Annotated in this window: 12 protein-coding genes and 1 pseudogene; 6 read left to right on the forward strand and 7 right to left on the reverse strand. The window is 68.4% G+C overall.

The genetic code is table 11. The annotated features are described in order from the left end of the window. Positions 1–19: 19 nt before the first annotated feature. The 3 genes from ABZ915_RS46995 to ABZ915_RS47005 form a co-directional block, all read right to left on the reverse strand. Complete coding sequence (locus ABZ915_RS46995; protein ID WP_361817100.1) at positions 20–6,898, reverse strand: polymorphic toxin-type HINT domain-containing protein; 6,879 nt, start codon at positions 6,896–6,898, stop codon at positions 20–22. 119 nt (positions 6,899–7,017) lie between these two features. Next, entirely contained in the window at positions 7,018–8,697 is a 1,680-nt protein-coding gene (locus ABZ915_RS47000) for a LamG-like jellyroll fold domain-containing protein (protein WP_361817102.1), read from the reverse strand. Further along, positions 8,684–11,077, reverse strand: a complete 2,394-nt coding sequence (locus tag ABZ915_RS47005; protein WP_361817105.1) for a DNRLRE domain-containing protein — start codon at positions 11,075–11,077, stop codon at positions 8,684–8,686. Before ABZ915_RS47005 ends, ABZ915_RS47000 begins: the two co-directional genes overlap by 14 nt. Positions 11,078–11,448: 371 nt before the next feature. On the opposite strand from ABZ915_RS47005, the pseudogene ABZ915_RS47010 reads away from it, so the two are divergent. Continuing rightward, positions 11,449–11,695 (forward strand): annotated as a pseudogene (locus tag ABZ915_RS47010) (IS256 family transposase); the annotation flags it as partial. A gap of 227 nt (positions 11,696–11,922) precedes the next feature. Here the strand turns inward: ABZ915_RS47010 and ABZ915_RS47015 are convergent. Next, positions 11,923–12,459 (reverse strand): hypothetical protein, encoded by a 537-nt coding sequence (locus ABZ915_RS47015; RefSeq protein ID WP_361817108.1) that lies wholly within the window; start codon positions 12,457–12,459, stop codon positions 11,923–11,925. 68 nt (positions 12,460–12,527) lie between these two features. After that, the gene (locus tag ABZ915_RS47020; protein WP_361817111.1) at positions 12,528–13,229 is read right to left on the reverse strand and encodes a hypothetical protein; all 702 of its coding nucleotides are present in this window, start codon (positions 13,227–13,229) and stop codon (positions 12,528–12,530) included. A 67-nt stretch (positions 13,230–13,296) separates the two neighbouring features. Between ABZ915_RS47020 and ABZ915_RS47025 the strand changes: the two genes are divergently transcribed. The 3 genes from ABZ915_RS47025 to ABZ915_RS47035 all read left to right on the forward strand — a co-directional run bounded on the left by ABZ915_RS47025 (position 13,297) and on the right by ABZ915_RS47035 (position 15,061). After that, positions 13,297–13,884, forward strand: coding sequence for a histidine phosphatase family protein (locus ABZ915_RS47025; protein ID WP_361817113.1), 588 nt, complete (start codon positions 13,297–13,299; stop codon positions 13,882–13,884). Positions 13,885–13,956: 72 nt separating this feature from the next. Continuing rightward, positions 13,957–14,586: a hypothetical protein gene (locus ABZ915_RS47030; protein ID WP_361817133.1), complete on the forward strand. Its 630-nt coding sequence runs from the start codon at positions 13,957–13,959 to the stop codon at positions 14,584–14,586. A 52-nt stretch (positions 14,587–14,638) separates the two neighbouring features. Further along, positions 14,639–15,061 (forward strand): acyl-CoA thioesterase, encoded by a 423-nt coding sequence (locus ABZ915_RS47035; protein WP_361817116.1) that lies wholly within the window; start codon positions 14,639–14,641, stop codon positions 15,059–15,061. A 46-nt stretch (positions 15,062–15,107) separates the two neighbouring features. Here the strand turns inward: ABZ915_RS47035 and ABZ915_RS47040 are convergent, their stop codons facing one another. After that, positions 15,108–15,509, reverse strand: coding sequence for a helix-turn-helix domain-containing protein (locus ABZ915_RS47040; protein WP_361817119.1), 402 nt, complete (start codon positions 15,507–15,509; stop codon positions 15,108–15,110). Positions 15,510–15,602: 93 nt separating this feature from the next. Here ABZ915_RS47040 and ABZ915_RS47045 point away from each other — a divergent pair, with 93 nt between their 5' ends. Next, positions 15,603–17,045, forward strand: coding sequence for an MFS transporter (locus tag ABZ915_RS47045; protein ID WP_361817122.1), 1,443 nt, complete (start codon positions 15,603–15,605; stop codon positions 17,043–17,045). Between the two features lie 56 nt (positions 17,046–17,101). Here the strand turns inward: ABZ915_RS47045 and ABZ915_RS47050 are convergent, their stop codons facing one another. Continuing rightward, positions 17,102–17,956: an NAD(P)H-binding protein gene (locus ABZ915_RS47050; protein ID WP_361817125.1), complete on the reverse strand. Its 855-nt coding sequence runs from the start codon at positions 17,954–17,956 to the stop codon at positions 17,102–17,104. A gap of 96 nt (positions 17,957–18,052) precedes the next feature. On the opposite strand from ABZ915_RS47050, the gene ABZ915_RS47055 reads away from it, so the two are divergent. After that, complete coding sequence (locus tag ABZ915_RS47055) at positions 18,053–18,853, forward strand: helix-turn-helix domain-containing protein (RefSeq protein WP_361817127.1); 801 nt, start codon at positions 18,053–18,055, stop codon at positions 18,851–18,853. Positions 18,854–18,969 lie beyond the last annotated feature (116 nt).

Here is an 18,969-nt window from a genome sequence, read left to right on the forward strand (position 1 = left end):
AATCTTCGCTCCGCACACTCTATCTGCCATAGGGGGCACCGCAACTACCTCGCTCAGCGCATGATCTTCCAGGCTTCACATAGCCACGGTTATTAGCGCTCAGATTACAGGCGGCTCCTTCGAGACACACGTTGTCATCCGCAAGATTGCCGCCCTTCGAAGTAGGGACGTTTTTGTGCCCAAGGTGCATGTCGTCTGGATTGGTGGAGCGCATACCGCATCGCCAGCACTGAAAATCGCCATCCGCCTCGTCGAGCAGTCGCTGTCGCGCAGCGGACTGTCCAGCCCTGGATCCGCCTCCCGGCGTGCTATTGGTTATCTGCCCAGGTGTCGAGGTTTCCCCGTCCCGCAGGACAAACAATGGCAGCTGACATTTATCGTCATTGGAATTATGTACGAGGACCGGCGTGGTGCCCGCCAGCACATAATACGTGTGGAGTTCGCTGACGGTCAGGTTGTACATGTCGGCGGCACCGGCAATGACCTTGACCTCGGCGAGGACCACGTGTCCGTCGGCGGCCGTGCTGAGAGTGTGCCCCGGGGTCAGCTCGCCTGCCTTTATCCAGGCGTGTCCGGTGTCATCCCAGACAGGGTGGAGGTAAGTCGTGTGGAGAGTGTCGTTCTTGCCGTTCTTGTTACGGATTTTGAGATCGATGAGATCGTCGTCGTGGTTAACGAAGCGGGCTGTGACTCGACGAGCGCCCCGGTGCTTCCCTGTTTGCGGGTCGGCCGCTTCGACTTTGTCGCCAGGTTTGATCTTTCCGATCTTCTTGGTTTTGCCGTCTTCCAGTAGGACCTGGGTGTCGGGGCTGAAGCTGCACGGCGAGCCCATGCCCAACCGTTCTTCAGCAGCCGCCGCAGTACCTCCGCGGAAACGGAGCTCAAGCGACGCTTCGAGGGGCACCAGGAACCTGGCGGCGTCCACCATCTGCCGGGCGAATGACTTCTGACCGCTGCACACCACTCCGGGGATATTGCAAATGGTGCGGAAGATCACTGTCTGGGCAGTGTCATCCCAAGGAATCTTGGTGCAGCCCGATGACCCCATTTCGCAAGTGGGGAGGTCCCTCCACGCGTGGTAGAGGCCCTTTTCTCGCCTATCGAGGGCTTTGGCTGCCTTCCAGTAGGCCGCCGGGGTGTCGAAGAGTGCCTGGCCCGTTCCCACGGGGGCGGTGAACGGTGTTGAGCCGCCGTAGTAAGTCGGGGTGACGCCGGCGGTTCCTGTGTTCCTCTTGTTCCGGCTGATGACCTCGGGAGCTTTATCGGGGGCTGCTTCGATGCCGCCGGTGTTGTCTCCCTCGAAGTACTTCAGTCCGGTCGGGTCGGAGAAGGTGATGGGGTTGTTTCCCGCGTAGCTGTAGCCGTTGAGCGAGTCCGGCTGGTCGGGGCTGAGGAGCGGGTCGACGCTGAGGAACTGGCCGGTGCCGGGGTCGTACTCACGGGCACCCAAGTGGGTCAGGCCGGTCGACTTCGTGTCGTCGGTGCCGCCGACGAAGCCCTTGGTTCCCGGCCAGGCGGTCGGCTTGGTTCCTCGTATGTCGCCGAAGGGCAGGGTGCGGCGCTGGGTGAGCTTCTGTGTGCTTGCGTTGACGGCGAGTTGGGTCGTGCCGTGGTGATCGGCGAGGGTGAAGGTGACTGTGCCGTCATCCTGTTGGACGGCCACGTTGCCGCCGCCGAGGTCGAAGTAGCGAGTGGCCTTGGGCGTGGTGGTGCCCTTGGGCAGAGTGATCTCGGTGGCGCCGAGGTAGAGGGTGGTTTCGGTGGGGGTGCGGGCGATGAGCCGGTTGCCGTCGGTGTCGTACAGGTACTCGGTGGACTTGCCTGCCGCGGTCACCTTGGCGAGGTGCCCTTCGGGGTCCCAGGTGAGGTTCTGGGCGTCGCCGTTCAGAGTGCGGGTGGTGGTGTTTCCGGTCTCGTCGTACTTGTAGCTGTCCTGGATGGTGCTGGTGGGGCCGGTGGTTGTCACCGAGGACAGGGCGTGCGGGTGAGCCTTTCCGGGGTCGGGGTAGGCGTAGGTCCGCGTGGTGTCCTTGGAGGTGTCGCCCAATGGGTCGTGGAGGGTCTCGGTGCGGCGGTTGCCGACCAGGTCGTAGGTGTAGGACTGCCAGTAGGGGGCGGGGCCGCCCGCGATGCCGCTGCTGGGCGTGGTGGCGCAGTCGGTCGTGTTCTGGGCCCAGGCTTCGGTCAGCCGGCGCAGGTAGTCGTAGGTGAAGCACTGGTTGTCGGTGCCGTCGCGGGAGACGTCCGCTACGGACAGGACGTTGCCCGCGTCGTCGTAGTGGTAGGTGCTGTTCTGGTCGACGCCCGTGATGCTCTCGCGGTTCACGCTGGAACTGGCCAGGCGCTGGGTGCCCCACTCATAGGCGTTGTCGACCAGGGTCTTCTTACCGCCGTTGTTGGACACTTCGAAGTGCAGGGGCTTGCCGGTGAGGCTGTAGCCGGTGGTCGCCTTGATGCCCGGACTGCCGTCGAGGACCGTAGGACGCAGGGTCTCCTCGTCATAGGTGTAGGCGACGGTTGCCGCGGACAGGGCGCCGGCCTTGGGATAGCCGATGCCGGCTGTGAGCCCTGACGTCTTGTACGACATTGAGGAGTCGTAGGTGCCGGCCAGTTCCTTCTCTGCGGCCGGAATGGTGACCGATGTGTGCAGCGGCCGGTAGAGGCGGTCGTAGCCGAGGACCTTGCTGGTGTAGGCGTTGGCGCCGTCGTAGCGGGTGGACTCGGCGAGCTGGCCCTTGGCACCGCTGACGGTGTCGTACACCCATGCGGCGCGAAGGGTTCCGGTGGAGGACTTCTCTCTCACCTCGGTCTTGCGGCCGAGGTTGTCGTAGCCGTACCAGAGCAGCGGCGTGTCGGGGCGGGCGTCGTCGGTGGTGGTCAGCTGGCCGCGGTCGTCAAAGGTGCTGACGGTGGTGCCCTTGTCGGGGTCGGTCGTCTTGATCTGCCGTCCGAGCAGGTCGTAGGTGTACGTCCAGGCGTTGCCCGTCGGGTCGGTGACCTTCTTCAGTTCGCCGCGAGGTGTGTAGTTGTAGGTGGTGGTGTCGTAGGCGGCGTCGACGTTGCGCGCGTGGAGTTGGCGCAGTGCGGTGGTGCGGCCTCGGGCGTCGACAAGGGTGGTGGTGGCGGTGCCGCCCTCGGGCGGGATCACGGTGGTGCGGTCGCCGTTGTAGACGGTCCTGGTGGTGGACAGTACGGCTCCGCCATCGCTGTTGCCCGCGATCTGCCTGGCTTCGGTCTGCCGTCCGAGGCCGTCGTAGGTATAGCGGTTCTGGGTCTCGACGGTGAGCGCGTCTATCGGCTTGGACAGAACGCTCGCCGGCGGCTTCTCCGAGTAGTACGTCGCGAATTCCTCGGCCAGCAAGCCTCGTTCGTCGTAGAAAGTGTCGGCCAGCAGGCTGCCGCCCTTCGGCCCGGGGGCCTGGGTCTGGCGCGGCCGCAGAAAGCCGTCGTAGAGGGTGTAGGAGGTTCGTTGCCCACCGTTGTTGCCAAGCGTCTTCGTGCCGACCGCGACCGGCTGGTTGTCGCTCTGGGCGTAGGTGAACTCGTAGGTGGGTGTCTGGCTGGTGCGGCGGTCGGCCAGCCAGACCTTGGCGGAGCGGCCCAGCGCGTCGTAGGCGAAGGTGGTCACCTTGGTGTTGGTGTCTGTCTGGGTCTGCGGCAGGTTGCGCAGGACGTCGTACGTGACGCTCGTGGTCTGAGCGGTGGTCGAGTCACCTGCCTTGGCGGGCGGTGTGGTGACGCTGACCTTGGTCGCGAAGCCGGTGGTGGGGTCCGGTGCGGTGGTGGTGGTCCGGCCGTCGGAGCGCGTGGTGCGCGTGAGTGCTCCGGCCGCGGTCACCTTGACGTCCGCGGTCAGGTCGGTGCTGGTGCGCTGACGGCCGTAGGCGTCGTATGTGGCACCGGACTCCAGGTAGACGGCGGTGGTGCCGTCGTACTGCTTGAGTACCGCGGTGCCGGTCGGGTCTCCCTTGGTGGGGGCTGCCTCGTAGGCGCCGCCGTCGTAGGCCGTGCGCGCGTCTGAGATCACGTCGTCCGGCCGGCTGGGGGTGTCGGAGCAGGACGTCGCCACCGTCTCGACGCGGGAGGGGAGGGTGAGGATGTTGTCCTTGGTGTTGGCGGCGTAGCTGGTGCGGGTGCAGGTGTTGTCGGTCTTCGTGCTGTTGTCACCGAAGTCGTCGACCTGTGTGACGCGTCCGGCGACGGTGTCGTAGGTCGTGTCGGTGGAAGTGGTGCGCCAGGAGGTGCCGGCACCGTCGTCGAGGGAGGTCCAGGTCTTGGAGCTGGATGTGCCGGTGAAGTTGGCGGTGACGGTGCCCCAGGCTCTTTCCTTCTTCGCCGTCTCGTGGTGCCAGGGCCGGCTTACGGTCTTGGCGAGGATCTTGCCGTCGGGGCCGGAGTAGGTGACCGTCTTGTAAGTGAAGCCGGCCGCCGATGGGTCGTCGGTGATCGCGTCGCCTTCGTCCGTGCCGAGGGTGACGGTTTCGGTCTTGGTCCCGCCGCTGGTGTTCTTTCGGTCGCCGTCCATGCCGCGCAGGAAGTAGCTGTCCTGCTGGCTCTTCAGGGCGGAGGCGCCGCCCGGGCCGCCCGTGCGAACACGGACGTGTCCGTAGCCACGCCACTGAGACCAGGTCTTGGACTTCTCCTTGGTCAGTCCGTCGTCATCGTCGTAATGCCAGGCGGCGCCGTCGAGGTAGTCGTACGTGGTGACCTGGTCGGGGGCGCCACCGGTGCGGTCGGTTGCGGTGACCGAGTCAACGACGTACTTGTTGAACCATTTCAGCTCAGGGTCGTCTGTTGAGTCGCCGCCGATGTACTGAGGGAAGCAGCGGGTGGTATTCGTCTCCGGTGTGGGCAGCGCGTCCCAGTCGCAGGCCGGCTTGGAGTAGTTGACGTCGATCTGACCGCCGGACTCGTCGGCGACTGTGGACAGGCGGTCCTTGACGAAGGGCGGGTAGCCGTCGCCCGTCCGGTCCAGCCGGTTGGCCAGCTGGGTGTAGACAAACGTGGTCTTTGGCAGGGTGATCGCCGGGCTGGCGCTGCGTCCGATGTGCTGGACGGAGTCGAGGCGCAGCTGGTAGTCGGTGTCGGCCTTGCCCCAGCTGTGGGTCAGCTTCCAGGAGTCGACGTCGTGGGTGCTGCCGTCGTAGACCTGGGTGGTGACGTCGGTGAGCCGTTTACGGGTGAAGAATGCCGGCGAGTAACGGCCCTTGTCGCAGTCCTTGCCGGTGTCGCAGTTCAGGTCCCATGGCGTGTCGTACCAGTAAGCGGCGTCGGTCGAGATGTCCGAGCAGGTGGTGTGGTCATCGGGCAGGCAGCGCTCGCTGCTGGTGAAGTTCACCTTGGCCAGGGCCTTGGTGCTGTACATAGAGGTGGACTTCAGCCCGTATTCGATGCGGTCCAGGGTGCCGCCGCGCACGTACCGGGTGTTGTCCTTGGCCTCGAGGTTACGGCCGTAGGAGTTGGTCTCCTTGTCGTAGTAGTAGGCGATGGCATTGCCGTGGACGTCGACCGCGTAGTCGAGGTTCCACCGCCATCCTTGCTGGCACCAGGAGTCGGCGAACGTGGAGGCGTGGCAGAGCTCGTCGGCATCGTCGCCGAAGACGGGGACGGTCCAGGTCGAGTCCGTGGTTTCCTTGCCGTCCGTCCATCCGGGCAGGCGGTTGTAGCCGAAGTAGTACTGGGTGCCGTCCGGCGTGGTCATCACCCAGTACTCGCCGTTGTCGTCACCGTTGCCGCGGTCGCTTGACGTCAGGTGGTCGATCTTCGTGCCGTCGTCGTCCTTGAGCTTCCAGGAGTCCTTGCCGTTGGGGACGAGTTCGCCGGCCTTTCCGTTGAAGGAGATGTAGGCGTTGTCGTATCCCCAGCACAGGTCACCCGGCTTGCTGCCGTCCGCATGCTGGACACCGTCGTCGGAGCACGGCTTGTAGCGGCGCTCGATGAACCCGGACCACAGGTCGAAGCCGTCTCCCACCCAGGACGCCTGGTTGTTGGTGTTGGCTGTACGCCCGTCGATGGATCCGGAGGAGTAGGACAGGCCTACCTTGGGAGTCATCCCTCCGGGGACGTCGGGGACCGGCATGTCGTAGGACCAGTTGAAGTCACCGGTGTTGAGGTTCGTGTTCCAGGTCCCCGAAGGAGACAGAGAGGTCGCCTTGTAGTCACTCTTCGCGCTCTGCGTGTCCGACACGGCCGCGAGCACCGTGGCAGAGCTCGCGTTCAATGCCACGTTCTGCGCGGTCAGGGTCTGCTTCTCGCCGTCATTGACCGTGGTGACCGGTTTGCTGGAGCGGCACGATGCCTTGCCAGGGGTGGTGAGCGCGCAGGCGGGGAGTTCGACGAGTCTGAGACGGGAGGCGTAGCCGCCGCCGTAGGCCCCGGCGAAGCCGGAGTAGTCCAGATGGGCACGCACGTGGCCGGCGTGTCCGGGCTTCTCCTTCGCCGCGGATCGCAGGGTGAACAGCACGCCGTCGACGCCGGCCTGCTGCGCCGCTTTGCGGCTCAGCACCCGTGCCTCGACGTCCCCCTGAGCGGGACTCTTCCCCGCCTTGCCCTGAATGTCGAGCGTCAGCGGCAGGCCCTTGGCATGGACAAGAGCCTTGGGGTTCTTGGCGCCGGCCGCAGGCAGCTCGAGCACCGCTGTCGCTGCCTTGGGCCAGGCGGTAGGGGGCGCTGCCTTGGGGGTGCGGGGCCCCTTCCTCACAGGGCGTGGCTTGACCTTGGCTGTTGTGACGGAAACCGGCCGCTCGGAGCGGGACAGGGCTGGTTGGCCCTTGCCGTTGTCCGCGGCGAGCGCTGGTGCCGTTAATCCCTGCAAGAGGGTGCCGACCATGACTGCGGCCGAGGCCAGCGCAAGACGTCGCCGCTGCCTTGCGAGTCCCCTGCTCGATCTGCCGTTCATCCTGTCCTTCGTCCTTCGCTGCGTTGCTCCGCCGTGCGCGTCGGGGCGCCGGGCGGGCAGAAGTGTGAGTACCGGGCGGAGGGCCTGGCGGGTTCCTCGGGCGGGACCCGCCAGGGTGGTCAGTCGGCGCCGGGGACGGCGGTTTCCATGCCGCGCTGCCCGACGGCCAGCAGCTCGATCTGGGCGTCTGTCAACGTTCCCTGGAAGGCCCACACATCGGAGACCTGACCGGGCCAGTACTCGCCCCAGGTGCTTGCTCCGGTCTTGGACCGGCCGAGTTGCATCGGCTGCGCCGACTTGAACGCCAGGACGTCATCCGCCCACGAGAACCTGTCCGTGCAGGTCGAGTCGTCTGATGTCCCGTCGCCGTCCGTGTCCTTGCAAGCGACGATTTCCGGTTCACCGTTGACATACAGCGTCAGGTGCTTGGAGAAGCCGTCGTAGACCAGTGCCAGATGTGTCCAGTCGGTGGGGGTGTAGAACTGGCCGTTGTCGACTTGCGTGACGGTGGCGCTGCCGCTGTCTGCCGAGGCCATCACGATCTGCCATTTGCCCGGGTCCGTGTCCGGGTTGGAGCTGGGCTCGTAGCGGACCGTGAACGCGTTCTTCGCCGTTCCGGGCACACTCAGCAGGGTCACACCCTTGTCCGGTACCGCTGCCGTCTGAGCCCAGGCGGTGACGGTGAAGCTGGCGCTGGTGTCCACCGGCACGGCGGAGGTCGCCCCGTAGTCGTTCACCCCGTCCAGGACCACACCGCCGTCGACCCAGCCGGAGTCGAGGTGGGCACCGCCGTTGAGCGTCATGCTGTTGCCCGACGTGGATGCGTCAGGGGTGCTGAGTGGGGTGCCGGACGCCGTCTGGAAGGTCCAGCGTCCCTTGACCGCCGGCCGCTGCCGGAACATCTGCTGAATCTCTTGAGCAGACACCGGCCGGTCGAAGAGTCGAACGTCGTCGATCTGCCCGGCGAAGAACGAACCCGGCTGTCCGTCATAGGAGCTTGCGCCGATCTGAACGGCGCCGCCTGCGTACCAGTTGGCCTGCAGATCCGTCTCACCGGCTTTGACCCCGTTGACGTACAGGATCAACTTGTTGGCGACCGTGTCGTGTACGCCGACCAGGTGCGTCCAGGTGTCGCCGTAGGCGGTCTGACCGTCGGCCTGCATCGCGCGGATCGGAGTGGCATCCGAGGAGTCGGCCGAGTACTCGTTGACCGCCCACCGGTCGTACGTCTTGGAGTAGTACAGCTCCAGGCCCGCGCGGTGCGTGCCCGTCTGGGCGGCGACGATGGCTGCGTGGTCGGGTTTGGTCTTGGGCAGTTTGGCCCAGGCCGAGACAGCGAAGCTGCTCTGGTTGTTCAGCATCGGCCGCCCCGTGGTGGCGTAGTCGTCGACCCCGTCGAAAGTCAGCGCCTTGCCTGCGATTCCCGGCTGTCCCGCGCTGACGCCGCCGACGAAGGTGGCATCCGGGACCTCTGCGTGGCCAGTCAGCTGCCTGGTGGCGTTGCCGTCGGTGTCGGTCGCGGGATCGTCCATCGGGAACGCCGCCCGGGCGGGACGGCCTGCGGTGAGCGACTGCTTCCCGTACAACTGGGTGACCTCGGCCGCCGAGAGCGGCTTGTCGAAGATCTGCACCTCGTCGATCACGCCAGGGAAGTAGTTCGTCCTGTTCCCGTTCAGGCTTGCCGCGCCGAACTGCAGACCGCGCCGGGCGTCCCACGGGGAGCTGTAACTGGCGGTTCCTGCAAGCTCGTTGTTGATGTACAGCTTCAGCTCGTCACTGCCAGAGCTATAGGTGCCCACCAGGTGGGTCCACTCGTCGACCTTGACGCCGCCCCCCCGTGGCAGGCATGACCTTGACACTGCTCGCATCCGGCGTGTCGGAGGTGTGCTGGCTGAACACCCACCGGTCGTATCCCTTGGAGTAATAGATCTCGAATCCCGGCGAGTTGTTGCCGGGCTGTGTCACCACGACGGCCGTATGGTCGGGCAGGGTGGGCAGCTTGACCCAAGCCGAGACGGAGAAACTTCCCGAGGTGTCGATGACGGGTATGTCGGTGGCCGCGTAGTCGTCGACGCCGTCGAACGAGACAGCGTTGCCCTTCACTCCTTGCGCACCAAGGGTCGGGCCGTGCAGATCAGCAGTGCGGTCGGGCGCAGTCCCCCGTGCCGCGCCTGCGCCGGCGGCGTCGTCCATCTGCCACATCGCCCTCTCGGGCTGCCCGGCCTTGACCTTGAACGGATATCCGGTGGCCGCGGAGACATTTCCGGCCGCGTCGACAGAGGACACGTACAGAGTGTTCACACCGACGATGGGCGGTAGCACCTTCAGCGCCCGGGACGCCCCGCTCGAGGTGGTGATCACATTCTTCGGCGACGGGTCGACGTTGACGCCCCACAGGTATTTGACCGCTTGGGGGTCGTTGCCGCCGACCGTGAACGTGCCGTACTTGCCGATGCCGTCGTACCAGGGGTCGTCCGGGTTCTCGGAGTCCGAGCGGGGGTAGTCCCCGGAGGAGATTGTGGGCTCCGCTGGTGCGTGTTTGTCATAGGTGAAGTAGCAGGCGGTTGCGTCCCCGGCCCATGACCATGGCGAATACTGGGCGCCGTCGTAGGCACGGACGAACCAATGGATCTGCTTGCCCTCAGGGAGCGATGACGGCAGCCTGATCGAGAATTCGGAGCCTGATCCCTTGAACCCGGTCCGGTCCGGCTTCCACGCCCCTCCGTCCCATTCCGCCTGGAACTGGACAGCGACAGCCTCGTCGTCCGGGTCGGTGACATCATCTGCGTGAATCTGGCCCAGACTGCGCACCCTGGGCGCGGCCTCCGGCTTGTGACAGGTGCCGCCGTAGTCCATGCTCAGCTGCGACATACGGATCTGCGACGGAGGTCGGTTGTACGTCACTCGCAAGAAGGCGTCGTCCGAGAACCGCTTCCAGCCGTATGCGTCGGACTCGTCGCCGGCGCGCAGGCCGAACGTCATCGTCGACCACTTCTTGTCCGCCGCCTGCTGCACGGCCGACTTCACGTCGAACTCGGCGTCCTTGGACGCGCATCCGTCGAAACCGTAGGCGAAGGAGTCGGTCGCAAGATGGTCGATCCAGAAGCCGGAGTCGTTCTGGGAGTTCCACGTCGTGGACGTCGAGATGCCCTTGGTCCGCCACAGCTGCACGCTCCTGGCGCTGCAGGACGCGGACCACGTGTTGCGGACGACGAACTCCGCTTTCAGGATGTCCTTGCCCGCGTACTTCGAGACCGGGAACCGGTAGAAGAGCCGCTTGGTGTCATAGGGCTTGCAGTAGGACCAGGCGCAGTAGCCCAGGCCGGCGTCCGGGTCGCCGTTGAACTTCCACTGGGGCGAGGACGCCCAGTACTTCGACGCCACCGTCCACGATGTCGCCTTGGGTGTGTCGAACTTCGGGTCGATGAACACCGGATACACCGTGTCCTCGCCATGGAGGATATTGCTGTCCGGGGTCAGGACCAGCTCATCCTGGCCGGCCGGAACCTCCACTCCGACCGGCGCCAGCTTGCCCGACTCCGCCGCGCCCGGCGCTGTGCCGGCCCCGGGGCTGTTCGCCACCTTCGCGGCCGAGGACTTTCCGCTCGCCGCCTTCTGTGCCGAAGCTCCCGTGCTGGAGTCCCACATGAGCGGCTGCGGCGCCTCGAACACCGCACCGCCGGCGCCTTTGTCCACGGCTTGCAGACCGCCGCCGTCGGTCTCTTTCACGTCCATGCCGTCGGCATCGAGCTTCAGGCGCAGCTGGGCCAGTTCCTTGCTGGCAGCGGCCTGGGCCGACTTCACGACCAGCAGTTGCGTGAAGCCGTCCTGCTGCGCCCCCAGCCGGAGGTCTACACCTGGCAGGACATCGGGATAGGTCGCGGTGGCACCCTGAAGCTGCGGAGCGGGCAGCTTTCCAGGCCATGACAAGGCCAGTTCCCGCCCGGCCTTCGTCATGCGCACCATCGGTGCGTCCCCGCCCCCGGAGAACTCCAGTCCGATGACGGTGGCCTTCGGGGCCACCATCCCGTCTCCCGACTGGGCCAGGTCGGTATCGATGGCCTTCCAAACGCCATCCACACGCGCCCGCACCGGGCGCAGGTGCTCGCGCGCCTCCAGTCTGCCGTCAGGATTCGCGAAGACCTCGCTGCTCTCCCCCCGTAAGGAGGTGATCTCCACGGGATGGCCCGACCGCTTTGCCAGGGCCATCGCCTCGGCCTCGGTCCCGGCAGTCCCCGTCCCGGAATCTGACGAACCCTTGACGTCCGATGCCGCACCAGCCGAGGTCCCACTGCGAGCGGCTCCCAGCGCGTCCGTCGACGGAAGCACACTCAGAGCGATCGCGGCACACGCGGCCGCCCCAAAGAAACGCCATTGTCTGCCCACAGGCGTGACACACCCTCCCCCACAGGGTCTCCCCAGACCCCGCCCCACTGTGATCGGTCACTCACAGGTCGTACACATGACGTAAACACGAGATCAAATGGAGGTCTAGACCTGCACAAACGGACATCACGGCCCGGAAGAGCCAAACGATCTCATAACTCTAAGTGACATGCATCACACGGATTGGTGACTTTGTCCCCACACGCGGGAAAGAGGGCCACGTCCGCGAGGGCGCCCAGCAAATGCTCGCCGCCGCCTGGGAAGCCGAAGTCAGCCAGCACATAGTCGAGTTGGCTGCGGAGACGGACGAGGTCGGGCAGCGCCTGGTGGCGCGCAATGGCCGCCCCCGGCCCCGCACCGTGACCACTGCCGCAGGTCCCGTCGAGGGCACGCCCCCCGCGTGTGAATGACATCCCGCCGAGCCTGAAAACGGTCGCGACGCATGAGAGGGAGTCGGCCCATTCGTCGCCGGTGACGGCGTGGACGACGATCAGGTCGGACCGTTCCCGGCACACCACCAGCCGCGACCTGTCCGCACCAGCCGAGCCAGTGCCCCACCCGCGCCCACCTCGCGCAGACAGGCCCCGTACTCACCCGGAAAGGACGCGCCCAGGTCCCGCTCGGCCTCGGAGAGGGCCCTAGGACCGACCGAGGGCATGCTCCTTCAGGAACGCCCCCGCGTGGGCCGCGGCCTCTTCTTTCGTCGCGTACCAGGTGTCGCGGTCGGCCGCGCCGTGTGTTCCGTCGGCGCCCTTGGCGACCCACCTCCAGCCGCCTGACGAAGGCTCCTGTGTCAGTTCGGCCGTTCCGCCGCACAGTTCGAGCGCGGCGTTCGTCCGTGCTGCCGAGGTGGCCGGGCGGCTGACGGCGTCGGGCCATTTCTTGCGGGCACCTTGCCGGGTGATGCCCCAGACGGCGCCCAGTTGCTCATAGCTCGCGCCGTATGACCCCGCGGTTCCGGCTGCGATGGCCGTCAACCGCTTGACCTCCGCGTCCACCGCCTTCCAGGCGGCCAGTACGGACAGAGCCACTTCGACCGGGTCCGCCTCCCACATGCGGTCCGCGGGCAGCCCTGACGCTCGGCAGCGTATGGCTGATGCCAGCGGAGTGAGGGCGTCGAGGAGGGCCTTGTCGAGCTCCGCCTGTTCTTCAGAGGTGATACCAGATGAAGACATGCGGCAACTTTAGTTTACGACCAGGCTGATTGTAAACTTTAGTTTCCGGCGGGATGCGGGGTCCGCCGTCACGCGACCGGGACGCTGATCGACCACGGCCCGTCCGACCGCGCGTACACCAGGCATGGTCCGGAGAGCGGGACCTCCCCGGTCCAGGGGCCGACCTGGTTGGCCAGTTCGTCGAGAAAGCCGGAGCCGTCCGGCTCGAAGGTGTCGGTGAGGAAGTAGCCGCCGTCGGAGGATCGTGGGGCGCCCGTGTAGCGCAGGTGTGCGACGGCGGGGCCGCCCTCGTAACGCAGGACGTCCGAGGCATGGCGTTCGGCATGACCTTCGAGGACGACGGCGTCGTCCGGGCCGGTCACCTCGACCACCCACGGGCCGCCCGCCTGGATCCGAAGCGCGCGCGCCGGACGGTCGTCGGCGTTCGCCAGGGCCCGGCAGGCGAAGGGGCCGTCGGTGTACACGAGTTGGCTGCCCGAGCGCATCCTGTCGTCCAGGGCGTCCACCACGAAGTGGCCGGAACCGTGGTGCGTGACGCCGAGGATGACCGGTTCCGCTCCGGTGGCGAGGCGCATCACCCGGCTGCCGTCTCCGGAGAGCCGCTGGAGCACCGGCCCGCCCGCACCCACCAGCACCGGGGCCGGGGCCGAACCGTCGGCGACGGTCGCGGGCCCGTCCGTCTTGAAGACCCCGGCATTCGGGATCGGTCCCCCACCCCCGGGCACCTCACCCCCGGGCACCTCGCCGCCACCCCTGCGCAGCCACTTCATGCCATCCCCTCCGGCTTCGTGCGTGTGATGCCGCCGCGTGTGAGTATCCCGCCCCTAGCCTGTGTGCATGGGTGATCTCTTTCTCGTCCGGCACGGTGAGACCGAGTGGTCGCGGTCCGGGCGGCACACCGGCTGGACGGACGTGCCGCTGACCGAGGACGGGCGGGAGCAGGCGCGGCGGCTGGGGCCGTTGGTCCGGGAGCAGGGGATCGGGGCGGCGTTCGTCTCCCCGCTGCGGCGGGCTCGGGAGACCGCCGAGCTCATCGGGGTGCGTGATGCCTGGGTCGATGGCGATCTGCGGGAATGGGACTACGGCGGCTACGAGGGGGTGACGACCTCGGAGATCCACGAGACCCGGCCGGGCTGGTTCCTGTTCACCGACGGGGTGGCGCCCGGTCCGCCGGAACACCCCGGGGAGACCCCGGAGGAGGTCGGGGAGCGCGCCGATCGAATGCTGGTCAAAGTGGACGCCGCCGACACCAAGGGCGGCGTCCTGCTGGTGGCGCACGGTCACTTCCTGCGGGTGCTCACCGCCCGCCGGCTGGGGCTGCCGCCGCAGGACGGGGCGCTGTTCCAGTTGGCGACCGGGACACTGTGCCGGCTGGGCACCGAGCACGGGCGGCCGGTGATCGCGGGGTGGAACATCCCGGGGTAGGCGGGGCGCGGCCCGTTGTCAGTGCCCCGTCGTAGGCTGCGAAGCGTGCCGACCATCCGGGAGGAGTACGCCGTGAGCCGACCGCCGACCGCCGCGCAGCGGCGTGTGATCGATGCCGCCGAGCCCGTCACGGGACGGCTGAGGGGGACGGAGGCGCAGCTCGCGGCGCTGGTCGAGCGGGGGTTGGCGTTCCGGCATCCGCGTCCGCCGCACGATCACTTCCTGACCCCGGCCGGGCACCGGATACGGGAGGCGGTGCCGGCGGAGGACGCCGAGCCGGTGGTACCGCCCGCGGGCGGTGGGGTCTTCGCGGCGCGCGTCGGAGGGGACGACGAGGAAGCCGCCGCCGGGCCGTCCCGGGTGCGCGAGGTGCACAGCGCCTGGCAGGGGCTCGTGGAGCTGCGCCGGATGACCAACCCGGACGGTGCGACGGACCGGCCGTGCTCCTGGGAGCGGACGCATCTGGTGCGGGCCGCGGCGCTCGCGCTGGAGGCGGCCGGGCATCGTCCCGAGGGCGGGGGCGCCGACGGCTACCGGGTGCGGGCGACCCCGCAGCCGGAGGCGGTCGCCGTGTACGCGCCGGACGGGGCGGCGCTGCGATCCTGCGCGGCCACGCTGGAGCGGGCGGGCTGGCAGGCCGGGGAGTACACCGAGCCCAGGACGAGAGCGCGGTATCTGCTGGCGTCGCCACGGCGGGTGTGACGGGCGTGCCAGGATCGGTGGATCAAAGATTCGAACGCGAGAAGGGAAAGCAGTGGCCGAACCGTTTTCCGTCCGGGTGACCGTCCGCGGCTACGAGACCGACGTACAGGGTCACCTCAACCATGCGGTGTACCTCAACTACGTGGAGCACGCCCGCTGGACGCTGCTGAAGGCGGCCGGGATCAGCCAGGCCGAGCTGATCGGCCGGGGTGTGGGCCCGGTGACGCTGGAGACCACCATCCGCTACCGGCGCGAGCTGCTCGCCGGTGACGAGGTCGACGTGACGTGCGAGTTCGAGTGGGGTGACGGCAAGACCTTCCGGATACGGCAGGAGATACGCAAGGCCGACGGCACGGTGGCCGCCGAGGTCGTCGGGGTGGGAGGAATACTGGACCTCCAGGAGCGGAAGCTGGTCGCGGATCCGCGGGAGATCTTCAAGGAACTGGCCTCCGACCTCAGCCTGTTCGGGCTGTAGGACGCCCACGCCCCATCGTCGCGGAACGCCCGCGCTCCGCGGCCGCCTACGCGTCGAGCAGTTCCGGCTGGTGCTCGGCGTCGTAGGTCGCCCGTGACTCGGCGATGTAGACGCGGTTGTGCTCGGCCCAGTCGGTCAGCCGTTGCAGGGTCTCGTGCAACTCGTGTGCGACCGGCGTGAGTTCGTATTCCACCTTCGGCGGCACCGTCGGATGCACCGTGCGCGTCACCAGGCCGTCCCGCTCCAGGTTGCGCAGGGTGAGCGTGAGCATGCGGCGGCTGATGCCCTCGATGCTGCGCTCCAACTCGGTGAAGCGGATCGGCCCGTGCGCGGTCGCGACGAGGATCTGCACGCTCCACTTCCCGGAGACCCTGTCAAGAACTTCCCGGACCGGGCACGCGTGCGCGTTCACGACCTGGGCGGTAACACCGGTGTTCCCCTGGGACATCGGACTGCCTCCTTACGCCTCCGCCCATGGTTACTCACGATGGACCCCGTTACAAGTCGTGCACCAAGTGCACCAAGGGGAGGCCTGAAGACCATGTCGACCATGTCGACCGCCGTCGAGTCACCGGCACGGATGACACCGTCCCGAACCTACTCCCGCTGGGCGTCCCTCGTCGTCCTGTGCGCGGGCACGCTGATGACGATCCTGGACGGCAACATCGTCACAGTGGCGATGCCCGCCATCCAGAACGACCTCGGCTTCAGCGGACCGGGGCTCGCCTGGGTCGTCAACGCGTATCTGATCCCCTTCGGCGGGCTGCTCCTGCTGATCGGCCGGCTCGGGGACCTGGTGGGCCGCAAGAGGATGTTCACCGCGGGGCTCGCCGTGTTCACGGCCGCCTCCGTGCTGGCCGGGCTGGCCACGAGCCAGGGAGTGCTGATCGCGGCGCGTGCGCTTCAGGGCGTGGGCGGCGCGATGGCGTCGGCCGTGGTGCTGGGCATGCTGGTCGCGCTCTTTCCCGAACCCCGTGAACAGGCCCGTGCCATCGCGGTGTTCAGCGCGGTCGGGGCGGCGGGCGGGGCGCTCGGCACGTTTCTCGGCGGGGCGCTGACGCAGGCCCTCAGCTGGCACTGGATATTCCTGATCAACCTGCCGATCGGCATCGCCGCCTGGCTGGCGGCCGTCCGGTTCCTCGTCCCGGAGAGCGGGGCCGGGCTCGGCAGGGGCGCCGACTACCCCGGTGCCGCGCTGGTGACCAGCGCGCTGATGCTGACGGTGTACGTCATCGTGGGCGCCGGCGACCGGGACCTCGCCGTCACCCTCCTGCTCGCCGCCGCTGCCCTCGCCCTGTTCACGGCGTTCACCGTCCGCCAGGCGCGGACCGCACGGCCGTTGCTGCGGCTGCGGCTGTTCCGCTCCCGTGTGCTGGCCGGCGCCAACGCCGTGCAGGTGCTGATGATCGGGACGATGTACGGCTTCCAGTTCATCGGCGCCCTGTATCTGCAACGCGTCCTCGGCTTCAGCGAGTTGGCGACGGGTACGGCGTTCCTGCCGGCGCCGATCGCGATCGGGCTGCTGATGATGGGCCTGTCCGCGCGGACCATCGGCCGGTTCGGCCCGTACCGGGTGCTGCTGGCCGGGCTGGTGCTGATCGGCGGAGGCATGGCGCTGCTGAGCCGCGCTCCGGCCGACGGTTCGTACGCCGCCGACGTCCTGCCCCCGCTGCTCCTGCTGTCCGCCGGTTTCGCCGCCGCGATGCCGGCGCTGACCGGGATGGCCATGTCGGCGGCGCGGGAGGAAGATGCAGGCCTTGCCTCCGGGCTGTTCAACACCACGCAGGTCGTGGGCGGTTCGCTGGGGCTGGCGGTGCTGTCGACACTCGCGGCGGGCCGTACGGAGGGCCTGCTCGGCCGAGGCGCGGAACTGATACCGGCCACGGCCGAGGGCTACCGGCTGGCGTTCCTGGTGGCGACGGGGATCGCGCTGGGCGCGCTGGCGCTGGCGGCGGTCGTGCTGCGGACGCGGGGTCAGGACTGATCGTGGGAGGCGCGGTTGGGGCGGTGGGCCACGGTGTCCGCCGCCCCAACCGGGCGTCAGGCCGGTGCGAACGCCGCCTTGTGGTCCTCCGCCCACTCCCGGTACGTCCGCGCCGGGCGCCCCAGCGCCTCCCGCAGATCCTCGTACACGACGGCGTTGCCGCCCTCCTGGATGAACCTGGCGGAGGCGGCGAGGCTGTCCGCGTAGGCCTCACCCAGCCCCGACGCGAGCAACTGTTCGCGCCGCTGCTGCGGTGTCAGCTCATGCAGGCGCACCGGACGGCCGAGCACCTCACCGAGGATCGCGGCCTGCCGGTTCGCGCTGAGCGTCTCGGGGCCCGTCAGGGTGTACGTGCGCCCCGCGTGCCTCCCGCCGAGCAGGGCGGCCACCGCGAGGTCGGACACGTCCCGGGGGTCGACGACGCCCTGCTCGCCATCGCTCATCACGTTCGGCGCGGAAGTGCCCTCCCGGACGGCCTCGGCCCAGCTCAGCGTGTTGGAGGCGAAGGACGAGGGGCGCAGGATCGTCCATTCCAGGCCGCTCGCCCGGACAGCATCCTCGCCGGCGCGGTGCCAGGTGCCGAACACGCCGTACCGGGGGTCCGCGGTGCCGATCGCGGAGAGCTTCACGATCCGGCGTACGCCCGCCGCCTTCGCCGCCTCGACGAGGCCACGGTCGTGCTCGGCGTCGTCCGGGCCGAACACGCCGACCAGGAAGGCGGCCTCCGCGCCCGCCATCGCCGCCTCGACCGAGGCCCGGTCGCGGTGGTGACCGGGCGCGGCCTCCACGCCCGAGGGAACGCCGGCCGCCGCCGGGTCGCGGGTCAGGGCGCGCACCTTCTCGCCGCGCGCGGCGAGCTGTCGTACCACTTCACTGCCGATGGTGCCCGTGGCACCGGTCACGAGGATCATGTCCACCACGGTGCGTCGCGCAGGGCCCCCAACTCTTGGAAATTCCGGCACGGTTGGCGAGCCCTCGTGGGCCCGCGCCCCGCGTACGGTGGAGCGGTGACGAACACCGTGTCCCGACAGGTCCTGCCGACGCCGGAGGTGCTGCGCCCGTGGGTCGCCGGCATCGGGTCCGTCTCGGTGGCCGGCGAGCAGACGGAGCCGTACATCCACCTCCCGGACGCCGCCACGAAGGTGGTCGTACGCATCGGGGAGAACGGCCTGCGCAGCACCCTGGTCGTCGGCCCGCGTGCTCGTGCCTCGTACCACCTGGGCAAGCGGTTCATCTCGTGCGTCGAGGTGCGGCTGGCGCCCGGCACCGCCCGTCCCCTGCTCGGTGTCCCGGCTGTCGACCTCGTGGGCCGTGCGGTGCCGCTGGACGATCTGCCCGGTCCCGCCGCCCGCCGACTGGCCCATGAGCTGCGCCGACTGGAGCCCGCCGATGCGATGGACCGGCTCACGGAGGTGCTTCCCGAGCGGCTCGCCACCGCCGCCGATCCCTCGCGCACCGAACTGGTCCGCGCCGGTGTCGACGCGCTGTCGGTCCGCTTCGGCCGCCTTCCCGGCCAGGTGGGTGAGGTGGCCCGTGAACTCGCCGTCAGCGAGCGGCAGTTGCGCAACCTGTTCGCCGAGGGCGTCGGACTGTCCCCCAAGCACTACGCCCGCATCGACCGGGTACGGACGGTGCTGAGCCGGGCCCCGAGCGTCGCCTGGGCCGAACTCGCCGCCGCCACCGGCTACTACGACCAGGCGCACATGACGTCCGACTTCCGCACCCTGATGGGCGTCCCGCCCCGTTCCTACTTCACCGGCCGGCTGCCCGAGGCCACGCCTTGCGCGATGGCCCGCCGCGGACGCTGACCTGCCCGGGGCGGGGGGGGCCCCGCCGGGCCGCGCGGGGGGGGGGGCCCAGGGGCGCCGGGGGGGCGCCGGCCCCCGCCCGCGGGGCGCGCGCCCCGCCCGCGCGCCAGCACGGG

The organism is Streptomyces sp. NPDC046915 (assembly GCF_040644935.1).
Classification (GTDB): domain Bacteria; phylum Actinomycetota; class Actinomycetes; order Streptomycetales; family Streptomycetaceae; genus Streptomyces.

Coding starts and splice junctions, on each gene's coding strand:
- ABZ915_RS46995 (WP_361817100.1), bottom strand. CDS start 6,898: ATGAACGGCAGATCGAGCAGGGGACTCGCAAGGCAGCGGCGACGTCTT.
- ABZ915_RS47015 (WP_361817108.1), bottom strand. CDS start 12,459: ATGTCTTCATCTGGTATCACCTCTGAAGAACAGGCGGAGCTCGACAAG.
- ABZ915_RS47020 (WP_361817111.1), bottom strand. CDS start 13,229: ATGAAGTGGCTGCGCAGGGGTGGCGGCGAGGTGCCCGGGGGTGAGGTG.
- ABZ915_RS47025 (WP_361817113.1), top strand. CDS start 13,297: ATGGGTGATCTCTTTCTCGTCCGGCACGGTGAGACCGAGTGGTCGCGG.
- ABZ915_RS47040 (WP_361817119.1), bottom strand. CDS start 15,509: ATGTCCCAGGGGAACACCGGTGTTACCGCCCAGGTCGTGAACGCGCAC.
- ABZ915_RS47045 (WP_361817122.1), top strand. CDS start 15,603: ATGTCGACCATGTCGACCGCCGTCGAGTCACCGGCACGGATGACACCG.
- ABZ915_RS47050 (WP_361817125.1), bottom strand. CDS start 17,956: ATGATCCTCGTGACCGGTGCCACGGGCACCATCGGCAGTGAAGTGGTA.